Source organism: Oceanibaculum indicum P24 (assembly GCF_000299935.1).
Taxonomy (GTDB): domain Bacteria; phylum Pseudomonadota; class Alphaproteobacteria; order Oceanibaculales; family Oceanibaculaceae; genus Oceanibaculum; species Oceanibaculum indicum.
The window spans coordinates 1-10,275 of the sequence record NZ_AMRL01000046.1; the positions used below are offsets into that span (position 1 = coordinate 1).

The following is a 10,275-nucleotide window of genomic DNA, read 5'->3' on the forward strand; positions in this document are numbered from 1 at the left end:
CCGCAGCCGGTAGCGCGGCGTGACCGCCGCCAGCCCTTCCGAGCGGTCCATGATCTCGCGCTGGGCCTCGGTCAGCCAGGTGACATGCACGCGCACCCGCGTACCGGGCGAGGGGTGCAGCGTGGCCGGCAGCGCGCCATAGAGCGCGAACTGCGCCGAGAACACCACATCATAGCCGGTGAGCCAGACCGGCGTGACCGGCAGCTCGCCATCGGCACCCTGTCCGTCGCGGCCGAACTTGCGCAGCAACTGCGCCGGCGCGCGGTTGGAGCCATGCGCCAGCACCGGCAGCCGGCCGGCAAGATCGTAGCCATCGGGCAGCGGCAGGGCTTCGCCGGCGCGGAACAGATAGGCGCCATCCGGCGCCGCATAGGGATACTCGAAGGCGCGGGCGAGAAGCTCCGCCTCGTCAGCCGACGCAATACTCATGATTACCGCCTTTGGGGAAACCGCCCTACAGCCGCTCGATCCGGTAGCGCGCGTTGCAGTCATCCACCGTGGACCAGGCCTTTTCCTGCCAGGCCTTCTTGGCCTGCTCATAGGCGTCGAACGGGCCGTACCGTTCCTCCGCGCCGCCATTGGCCATCGCGGTGAAGCTGGTGTCGGTATAGATGCCGCCGACCACCCAGTAGGCGCGGCCATCCTCCTCGATGATGCGGAAGCGCATATGGGCGTCATCCACATTGGCCCAGGTGCGGTTGGCCCATTCCTTCTTCGCCAGGTCGTAATTGTCGAACGGGCCGAAGCGCTGCTCCTCGCCGCGCGCCAGCTCGTTGAAGGAGGTGTCCTTGTACTCGCCGCCGACCACCCAGTATTTCGCCATGGGAGAGTCTCCTGATTTTCGCCGGTCTCATATCGCCGAGAGAATGGCGCGGTTGTAACGAAATTGCCGCGCTGCGGCAAGGGAGGGCAGGGAAAAGGCCCGATGCACAAAGCACCGGGCCTCTCTTTCCCCAAGGCCGGCTTGATAGCCGCCCTTCTGCCTTTATGCGGCGCGGACGCCCTTCAGGAACTCCTCCACCGCCTTGCGCAGCTCCTCCGACTGGGAGGCGAGATTGTTCGCGGAGGCGGTAACCTGACCGGCCGCAGCACCCGTCTCGCCAGCCGCCTGGGTGACGCTGATGATGTTTGTCGTCACCTCCTGCGTACCTTTCGCCGCTTCCTGAACGTTGCGGGAGATTTCCGCCGTCGCGGCGCCCTGCTCCTCGACCGCCGAGGCAATCGTCGTTGCGATCTCGTTGATCTGCGCGATGGTTGCGCCGATCCCCTTGATGGCACTGACCGCGTCGGTCGTCTCCGCCTGAATGCTGCCTACCTGCTGGGAGATATCCTCGGTCGCCTTGGCCGTCTGACTGGCGAGGTTCTTCACTTCCGAGGCCACGACCGCGAAGCCCTTGCCCGCCTCACCGGCGCGCGCCGCCTCGATGGTGGCATTGAGTGCCAGCAGGTTGGTCTGCTCGGCAATCTCCTGGATCAGGCTGACCACTTCGCCGATCTTCTGCGCCGACCGTGCAAGCCCTTCGACCTGCTGGTTGGTGCGTTCCGCATCCTTGCGGGCTTCGCCGGCAATATTGGTCGATTGCGTGACCTGCCGATTGATTTCCTCAATCGAGCTGGAGAGTTCCTCGGCAGCCGACGCCACCGTCTGCACATTGGACGAGGCCTGCTCGGCGGCAGCGGCGACGACCGTTGACTGGCGGTTCGTCTCCTCAGCGGTCGCCGACATGGAGGTCGCCGTCGTGAGCATCTGCGAGGTTGCGGCACCGACCTGGGAGAGGACCTGCGCCACAGCCGTATCGAAGTTCTTCGTCAGCGTCTCGATCTTGCGCGCCCGTTCCTCACGTGCGGCACGCTCCTTTTCCTGCTCGGCGGCCAGCATCTCCGCCTTGATCATATTGTCCTTGAAGACCTGGACGGCTTCGGCCATTTCACCGACTTCGTCCTTGCGGCCCTGCGCCGGAATCTCGACCGTCTTGTCACCGCCGGCCAGCCGGCCCATCGCGGCCGTCATGGAGATGATCGGCGTGGAAATGCTGCGGCCGATGAGAAGCGCCGAGAGCACACCAGTAATCAGGGCCAGGACTGAGGCAGCGATGGCGACCATGACCGAACGCTCGATATCGGCGGAGGCACGCGGGCCGATCTCGTCCTGACGCGAGACACTGCTGATCTTCATCTTCTCGAGATCGCCGGCAACCGCCGGGCCGATCTTGTCTAGCTGGGTGGAGAGAATATTCTGAATCGCTGTGACATCCTTTGCGACAACGGCGAAATTGTCCTTCCACTCCGTCAGGTTCTTGTTCAGGTCAGCCAGCCGCGCCTTGTCCTCCTGTTCGGTCAGACTGGCGGTGAGGCTGTTCAGGGTCTCCTGGAAAGACACGATCTCGGAGTTGACGCGGTCGGAGTCAGCCGCCAGGGCGCTGCCAATGAACCGGTTCACATAGATGCGCGCCAGCAGAAGATGACGCTGCCCCGCCGCAGCGGTGACGATGGCGCCGTCCTTGTCTTGCGTCTGCAGGCTCTGGATCAGGTCGGTCAACGTCCTTTCCAAGGCAACGCCCCGCTTGTAGGTCTCTTCATTGTAGCGCGACATTTCCGCACTCAGCGGACGGATCTGCTGAAAGGCGGAAGCGTATTTCTCGATCTCGTCGTCAATTCTGGCGATTTCCGCCTTGCGTTCCGGCGCGACGAACAGGCTGGCTGCGTTGTCCGCCATTTCCTTCGCACGACCGGCCCGCTGCAAGACCGCCTCCGCACGCTCCTCGGAAGGCGCGCGCAGAAATAGCTGGACGCCGAGGCGGGCAGACAGGAGTTCGCCTTGCATTGTCGCCATGGCGTTGGTCTGGCGGGCGAGGCGGCGATAGTCGGCAAAATTGCCCTGTGCGCTGAGCAAACCGGCAACGGCGATGCCGCTGGCGACCAGCAGCAGCAGGAGGATGGCACCCGAACTCGCGGAGATTTTCCGGGACACTTTCATATTGTCCAGAACACGCATGGCCGTAACTTTCACAAAGAATGGGATGAGGGGCGGTATGGGGGTTCTCGCCTTGGCCGCCAGCGCAATTTAGAATTTGCGCATTAAGAGATGGTTAAAATTAATGACTTGGATCAATATAATTAACTATAATAATATCAAGTAATTATGGGCACCAATCTTCTTTCGTGGCTTTCAGGCGGCACCTGATAACGAGGCCCTTCAGCCTTCGCGGCTTAGCGGTCAAGGCAGGGCAGGCCGTGCTATCGCCTTCCAGCGCCAATAAGCCCCTTCACTGCCCCCTCGACCTCCTCTATGGCCCGGGCGAGCGCTTCCGGGTTGCCGCCAACCGTCCCGCCCCGTTCCATGCAGCCGCGCAGATAGGCGCCGATCTCGTCGCCCTGCAGGGTTCGCCCATCGGCCCAGAGCCGCGCCTCGACGGGTTCGAGCAGGATATCCATGCCGCAGCCGCGTGCGCTCTGAACCCGCCGCAGGAAGCGCGGCGGGGTCTGCAGGTCGAAGCCGTGATGCGCGCCCTCCAGCACCTCCAGCCGGACATCGCCGCCACGCGCCCGCAGCCAGTCCACATAGCGGCCGCAATGGACGCTGGGGGTATAATCGTCGGCACCGCCCAGCAGCATCAGGATGGGCGCCGTGCTGACCGGTTCCCCCATATAGGGGATGGAGCAGGAGGAATAGAGCGCGATATGGAGCGCGAACCGCGTATTGCGGCCGGCCATCACCGCCCGGCGGAACGGCTCCAGCGCGGTGTAGAGCGCCACCTGCCCGCCCTTCGAGAAACCGATGATGCCGATGCGGTCCGGGTCGATGCGCGGATGCGTCGCCAGCAGGCGCAGCGCCTGCAGCGCATCGGCAATGCTCGCCGCCAGCGGCAGCCGGCTCTGGTCCGTTCCGGTGGCGGTGATCCCGCGCGGACCGAAACTGTCCAGCATGAAGGTGGCGACGCCGAGCTGCCTCAGCCGCTCCGCCCAGGCCGGTTCACGGTCCGGCATGATGCCGCCGCTGCCGTGAGAGATCACCATTGCCGGGATACGGCCCGCCGCGGTGCTGTCGGCGTCGTCGGGGAGGAGCAGCGTTCCGCTTATCACCGCCTCGGGAGCGCCGCCCGCCAGCAACTGGTCCGGGCCGCTGGGTGTCAGCGACGGGAACCGGATAGCGCCGGTGCGTCCATCGGCCAGGTCCGATACGGCCTCGCCACGGATCGGCCCGGCGGCTACCAGCATGAAGATTGCGAGCAGGGCGGTGCACACCGCCTTCCAGCCTTCAAGACGCATCCGTCGGTTCCTCCATTTGATCAGGACACAGGGAAACGAGCCCCATCGCTTTTAACGGCGACGGAGGGCCGATCCGTCGCGGCAAGAGACGCACCATCGGCATCCCCAACCTTGACGGCACCCCCTGCCTGCCCCATCCATTATCCCGCACATTCAGCGGAGTGACCCATGCCCTATGCCAGCCTGCGCGACTTCATAGCCCGTCTGGAGCGGGAGGGCCGGCTGGTGCGCGTCACGGCACCGGTCTCCACCCATCTTGAGATGACGGAGATCCAGACCCGCCTGCTGGCCGAGAAGGGGCCGGCGGTGCTGTTCGAGAACCCGGTCGGGCCGGACGGGCAGCGCTACAAGATGCCGGTGCTGGTCAATCTGTTCGGCACGGTGGAGCGCGTCGCCTGGGGCATGGAGCGAGAGCCGCACCAGCTGCGCGACGTCGGCGAGACGCTGGCCTTCCTGCGCCAGCCGGAGCCGCCGGGCGGCTTCCGCGAGGCGGTGGAGATGCTGCCGCTGCTGAAGACCGTCATGGCAATGAAGCCGAAGAGTGTTGGCTACGCCCCCTGCCAGGAAGTGGTGCTGGAAGGCGACCAGATCGATTTGTCGCAGCTGCCGATCCAGGGCTGCTGGCCGGGCGAGCCGGCCCCCCTCATCACCTGGCCGCTGGTCGTCACCAAGGGGCCGTCGAAAAAGCGCGAGGATGATTTCAACCTCGGCATCTACCGCATGCAGGTCACAGGCAAAAACACCACGCTGATGCGCTGGCTGAAGCATCGCGGCGGGGCGCAGCACCATCAGCGCTGGAAGAACGCGAAGTCGGAGCCGCTGCCCGCCGCCGTGGTGCTGGGCGCCGATCCCGGCACCATCCTGGCCGCCGTCACGCCGGTGCCAGACACGCTGTCGGAATACCAGTTCGCCGGTCTGCTGCGCGGCAAGAAGGTGGAGCTGGTCGATTGCCGCACCGTGCCGCTGAAGGTGCCGGCGGAGGCGGAGATCGTCATCGAGGGCCATGTCTCGCTGGACCAGTATGGCGATGAAGGCCCCTATGGCGACCATACCGGCTATTACAATTCGGTGGAGCCCTTCCCGGTCTTCACCGTGTCCTGCATCACCATGCGGCGCGACCCGATCTACCTCTCCACCTTCACCGGGCGGCCACCGGACGAGCCCTCGGTACTGGGCGAGGCGCTGAACGAGGTGTTCATCCCGCTGTTCCGCCAGCAATTCCCCGAGATCGTGGATTTCTGGCTGCCGCCGGAGGGCTGTTCCTACCGCATCGCCGTGGTGTCGATGAAGAAGGCCTATCCCGGCCATGCCAAGCGGGTGATGCTGGGCGTGTGGTCCTATCTCCGGCAGTTCATGTACACGAAATGGGTCATCGTGGTGGATGACGATATCGATGCGCGCGACTGGAAGGATGTGATGTGGGCCGTCTCCACCCGCATGGACCCGGCGCGCGACATCACGGTGATCGAGAGCACCCCCATCGACTATCTGGATTTCGCCAGCCCGGAAAGCGGGCTCGGCAGCAAGATCGGCCTGGATGCCACCAACAAATGGCCGCCCGAGACCAAACGCGAATGGGGCGAGAAGCTGTATATGGAGCGCGAGATCGTCGAGAAGGTTACCGCCCGCTGGGCCGAGCTTGGCCTGCCCGGCAGCGGCAAGCCGATCTGGAAGTGAGGCCTTGACCAACTTGACCAACTGAAACCGAGGGCCGATATTAGGTCTATGGGCAAGACGCTGAACATCTACGAGGCTAAGAGCCAGCTCTCTTCGCTGGTGGAGCGCGCGGCGGCGGGCGAGGAAATCGTCATCGCCAAGGCCGGGCATCCGCGCGCGCGTCTGATGCCGCTAGACAAGCCGGGCACCGCGCGGCCGCGCCGTCCGGCCGGGACGCTGCGCATCCGTCATATAGCCGAGGATTTCGACGCACCGTTGCCCGCCGATATGCAGGCCGCCTTTGAGGGGAAAGACGAGGAGCCCCTGTGAGGCTGCTGCTCGACACCCATGCCTATCTCTGGTGGGACCTGGGCGGCGAGCAGTTGCACCCCGCTGCCTTCGCGGCGATTGCCGACCCTGAGAATGACGTGCTGGTCAGCGCCGCCAGCGTCTGGGAGATCGCCGTGAAGCGTGGCCTCGGCAAGCTGGCCTTCGAGGGCAGCATCGCCGAGAATCTGCAGCAAAACGGCTTCGAGGTGCTGCCCATCCATGCCGATCATGCCGAGCGAGCGGGTACGCTGCCTACGCATCACTGCGACCCGTTCGACCGCATGCTTGTGGCGCAGACGGAACTCGACAAGCTGGTGCTGGTCACGCGCGATTCCCGGATGCAGCCTTACGGCATCCCTATCCTGAGCGCCTGAGGCCCCCATGACTGACATCCTGTTCCGTGACGCCACCCGCGCCGATGTGCCGGAAATCGTACGCATGCTGGCCGATGACGCACTCGGTGGACAGCGCGAGCGCTATGAAGATCCGCTGCCGCAGGCCTATTACGACGCCTTTGCGGCGCTGACCGCGCAGGCCGGCAACCGTATCGTACTGGCGGAGCTGGCAGGCCGGGTGGTCGGTTGCGCGCAGCTGCTGTTTCTGCCCGGCCTGTCGCTGATGGGCATGAAGCGCGCGCAGATCGAGGGGGTCCGGGTCGATTCCTCGACACGCGGCCACGGCATCGGCGAGAAGCTGGTACGCCACTGCATCGCGCTGGCGAAGCAGGAAGGCTGCGGAGTCATGCAGCTGACCACCGACAAGAGCCGCGCCGACGCCCACCGCTTCTACGAGCGGCTGGGTTTCGTCGGGAGCCATCTCGGCATGAAGCTGAAGCTCTGACGCTACGGCACAGGTTGCGGCATCGCGCCTGCCGGCCTATCTGTTGAGGGCGGTATTCACCTCCCGAAACTTCTCCCAGGACGCCATGCCCGACAGCCAGACCGATTCGCTCTCCCTGCTCGCCGACCTGATCGCCCAGGCGAAGAAGGCCGGGGCCGATGCCGCCGACGCCGTGCTGGCGGAAGGCGAGTCGCTGTCGCATGGCCAGCGCCTCGGCAAGCTGGAGAAGATCGAGCGCGCCGAGGGCAAGGATCTGGGCCTGCGCGTCTTCATCGGCCAGCGCTCCGCCACCGTCTCCTCGACCGACTTCAAGAAGGATGCACTGCACGAGGCGGTCGAGCGGGCCATCGCCATGGCGAAGCTGGCGCTGGAAGACAAATATGCCGGCATCGCCGGGGCGGACCAGCTGGCCAGGAGCTGGCCGGAGATCGACATGCTCGACCCTGCCGAGCCGACGCCGGAACAGCTGGCCGAGCGCGCCGGCGCCATTGAGGAAGCGGCGCTCGCCGTGTCCGGTGTGTCCAATTCGGAAGGGGCGGAGGCCAGCTGGGGCCGTTCGACCGTCACGCTGGTCACGTCAGCCGGTTTCGCCGGGCGCTATGCGCGTTCCAGCCAGGGCGTCAGCGTCTCGGTGATCGCCGCACGCGACGGCGAGATGGAGACCGATTACGACTATACCTCGGCCGTCTATGCCGGCGATCTGGAAGACCCCGCGCTGGTCGGCCGCCGCGCCGGCGAGCGCACGGTGCGCAAGCTGGGCCCACGAAAGGCCAAGACCGCGCAGGTGCCGGTGGTGTTCGAGCCGCGCATGGCACGCAGCCTGGTCGGCCATCTGCTGGGCGCGATCTCCGGCGCCTCGGTGGCGCGCGGCACCAGCTTCCTGAAGGACCGCATGGGCCAGCGCATCTTCGCGCCCGGCATCATGATCGTCGATGATCCGCACCGGCCGCGCGGCATGCGCTCCAAGCCGTTCGACGGCGAAGGGCTGGCCAATGGCAAGCGCAACCTGATCGAGGATGGTGTGCTGACCACCTGGCTGCTCGACCTCGCCAGCGCCCGTCAGCTTGGCCTCCAGTCAACCGGTCATGCGGCGCGCGGCACCGGCGGTCCGCCCTCGCCTAGCAGCAGCAACACGCATCTGGCCGCCGGAAACCTGTCGCCGGAAGAGCTGATCGCCGATATCGAGCAGGGCTTCTATGTCACCGAAATGATGGGCAGCGGCGCCAACATGGTCACCGGCGACTACAGCCGTGGCGCCGCCGGCTACTGGATCGAGAAGGGCCAGATCGCCTATCCGGTCAGCGAGGTCACCATCGCCGGCAATCTGAAGGACATGTTCGCGAAACTGACCCCGGCCAGCGACCTGGAATTCAAGGGCTCGACCGACGCCCCGACCGTGCGCATCGACGGCATGACCGTGGCGGGCAGCTGAGAAGGACTCTCCCCTTCCGTGGCGCGGGATTTTCTATTTACTCCCCCTCGCCATTTTCTCTACCCGTCACCCCCGGCCTTGTGCCGGTGGTCCAGGCTTCCGCTTACTGGATGTCTGTAGAGCAGGCTGAACCCTGGATTCCCGGGACAAGCCCGGGAATGATGGCTGTTAAAACGGCACCACTGAGCAACCCAGGGCAAAGGGTTGCCATTAAGGGATCACGTCGACAAAAACCGCCGTTCCTCGCCCGCCAGCACCAGACAGGTGAGGCGGCCGGTCATGAAGGCGCCGGTATCGATGCCGATGCGGTTCGGCCGTTCTTCCGGCGCCCAGGCAACCGTGTGGCCATGCACCACGACGGCACCGTGATCGGCCTCCGACGACAGGAACAGGTCGCGCACCCACAGCAGCGTCTCCGAAGTCTGTTCTACCAGCGGCACGCCGGGGCGGATACCAGCATGCACGAACAGATAGCCGCCCTCGCGATGGTGCAGGCGGAGATTTTCATAGAAGCGCCGGTGCGCCGCCGGCAGAGCCTCGGCGAACAGGCGGCTCATCCGCTGCCAGCCATCCGCCAGCCCCAGATAGCGTGACGGCTCGATGCCGTAGGAGCGCAGGGTGGCATCGCCGCCATTGCCGAGCCACAGCCGCGCCACGGCTTCCGGCTCTTCCAGAAAACGCAGCAGCAGTTCCTCGTGATTGCCCTTCAGCGTCACCAGCTCCGCACCCGGCAGCGGGTCTTCCAGCAGCATGTCCACGACATGGCGCGTCCAGTCGCCCCTATCCACATGGTCGCCCAGCGTAACCAGTACCTGCCGGCCCTCCGGCGCGCGCGCCGCGTCGGCACGGATCATCTCCAGCAGATCGGCCAGCAGGTCGGCCCGTCCGTGAATATCGCCGATGGCATAGACCCGCGTGTCCTCTGGAACCCTGGCCGCAACCCTGGCCGGCGCCGGAAGAGGGCTGCGGGCGGTCATGGCTCAGCCGGCGCCGGCGGGAAGCCGACGGGGCGGCTCGGCACGGTCAAGCCGCACATGGCCGGAGGCGAAGGGCACGCTGCCCGCCTCCCCGATCCGCTTCGGATCGGCCCGGTTCAGCACCATGCCGGACAGCGCCGCCCCAGCGCCGTTCAGACTGGCCAGCGCGGCCAGCACCGGGCCGCGCTTCTGGCCGGAGGCCACCACATGCACGATCTGGTCGGCATGGCGCGCCAGCAGCAGTGCGTCTGGGGCCGGCAGCACTGCGGAACTGTCGATCACCACCAGGTCGAAGCCGCTGGCCGCCGCCGCCATCAGATCGCGGGCCACCGGTCGCGCCAGCAGCGCGGAGGGGTCCTCCAGCCGGGTACCGGCGGGAATGACATAGAGACCATGGGCCAGGTGGAACTCCGTCACCTCGCCCAGCTCCGCAGCGCCGGCCAGATAGTCGGACAGGCCGCGCTCGTTCGGTACGCCCAGCACCTCATGCAGGCCGGGGTCGCGCAGATCGGCATCGATCAGCAGCACCCGCGCGCCGCCCTTTGCGGCCAGCACCGCCAGGCCCAGCGCGGTTGCGCTGCGGCCTTCACCCGTCAGGGAGGACGTCACCAGCACGCTGCGCCCGGTGGTGATGTTCCGGGCCTCGCCCGCCAGCGCCAGCGTGGTCCGCAGGCGGCGCAACGATTCGGCATAAGGGCTCTCCGCCTGTTCCAGCGCCAGCTCATGCGGCGCCCGGTCGGCAAGCTGCCGGTTGCGCAGCGCCGGCAGCGC

At 66.1% G+C, this 10,275-nt stretch carries 11 protein-coding genes; 5 read left to right on the forward strand and 6 right to left on the reverse strand.

From position 1 onward, the window contains the following. The 4 genes from P24_RS18575 to P24_RS18590 all read right to left on the reverse strand — a co-directional run. Positions 1 to 429 (reverse strand): hypothetical protein (locus P24_RS18575; RefSeq protein WP_008946293.1); only part of this gene is annotated, 429 nt, incomplete at its 3' end. A 25-nt stretch (positions 430 to 454) separates the two neighbouring features. After that, positions 455 to 823 (reverse strand): DUF4170 domain-containing protein, encoded by a 369-nt coding sequence (locus P24_RS18580; RefSeq protein WP_008946294.1) that lies wholly within the window; start codon positions 821 to 823, stop codon positions 455 to 457. A 162-nt stretch (positions 824 to 985) separates the two neighbouring features. Further along, a complete protein-coding gene (locus P24_RS20580) occupies positions 986 to 2,971 on the reverse strand; it encodes a methyl-accepting chemotaxis protein (protein WP_237740223.1) in 1,986 nt (661 codons plus the stop codon). 266 nt (positions 2,972 to 3,237) lie between these two features. After that, entirely contained in the window at positions 3,238 to 4,269 is a 1,032-nt protein-coding gene (locus P24_RS18590; RefSeq protein ID WP_008946296.1) for a dienelactone hydrolase family protein, read from the reverse strand. Positions 4,270 to 4,437: 168 nt separating this feature from the next. Here P24_RS18590 and P24_RS18595 point away from each other — a divergent pair, with 168 nt between their 5' ends. From P24_RS18595 to P24_RS18615, 5 genes are all read left to right on the forward strand, one after another. After that, positions 4,438 to 5,946 carry a UbiD family decarboxylase gene (locus tag P24_RS18595; protein ID WP_008946297.1) on the forward strand — a complete coding sequence of 503 codons (1,509 nt, stop codon included), beginning with the start codon at positions 4,438 to 4,440 and terminating at the stop codon, positions 5,944 to 5,946. A gap of 48 nt (positions 5,947 to 5,994) precedes the next feature. After that, positions 5,995 to 6,255, forward strand: a complete 261-nt coding sequence (locus P24_RS18600) for a type II toxin-antitoxin system Phd/YefM family antitoxin (RefSeq protein WP_008946298.1) — start codon at positions 5,995 to 5,997, stop codon at positions 6,253 to 6,255. Beyond that, a complete protein-coding gene (locus tag P24_RS18605; protein ID WP_008946299.1) occupies positions 6,252 to 6,629 on the forward strand; it encodes a type II toxin-antitoxin system VapC family toxin in 378 nt (125 codons plus the stop codon). Before P24_RS18600 ends, P24_RS18605 begins: the two co-directional genes overlap by 4 nt. A 7-nt stretch (positions 6,630 to 6,636) precedes the next feature. Further along, positions 6,637 to 7,095: a GNAT family N-acetyltransferase gene (locus tag P24_RS18610; protein WP_008946300.1), complete on the forward strand. Its 459-nt coding sequence runs from the start codon at positions 6,637 to 6,639 to the stop codon at positions 7,093 to 7,095. 85 nt (positions 7,096 to 7,180) lie between these two features. After that, positions 7,181 to 8,527, forward strand: coding sequence for a TldD/PmbA family protein (locus P24_RS18615; protein ID WP_008946301.1), 1,347 nt, complete (start codon positions 7,181 to 7,183; stop codon positions 8,525 to 8,527). Positions 8,528 to 8,745: 218 nt separating this feature from the next. On the opposite strand, the gene P24_RS18620 is transcribed toward P24_RS18615, so the two are convergent. Then, positions 8,746 to 9,504, reverse strand: coding sequence for a metallophosphoesterase (locus tag P24_RS18620; RefSeq protein ID WP_008946302.1), 759 nt, complete (start codon positions 9,502 to 9,504; stop codon positions 8,746 to 8,748). A 3-nt stretch (positions 9,505 to 9,507) separates the two neighbouring features. After that, positions 9,508 to 10,275, reverse strand: a 768-nt coding sequence (locus P24_RS18625) for a CpsD/CapB family tyrosine-protein kinase (RefSeq protein WP_008946303.1), incomplete at its 5' end; no start/stop codon positions are given.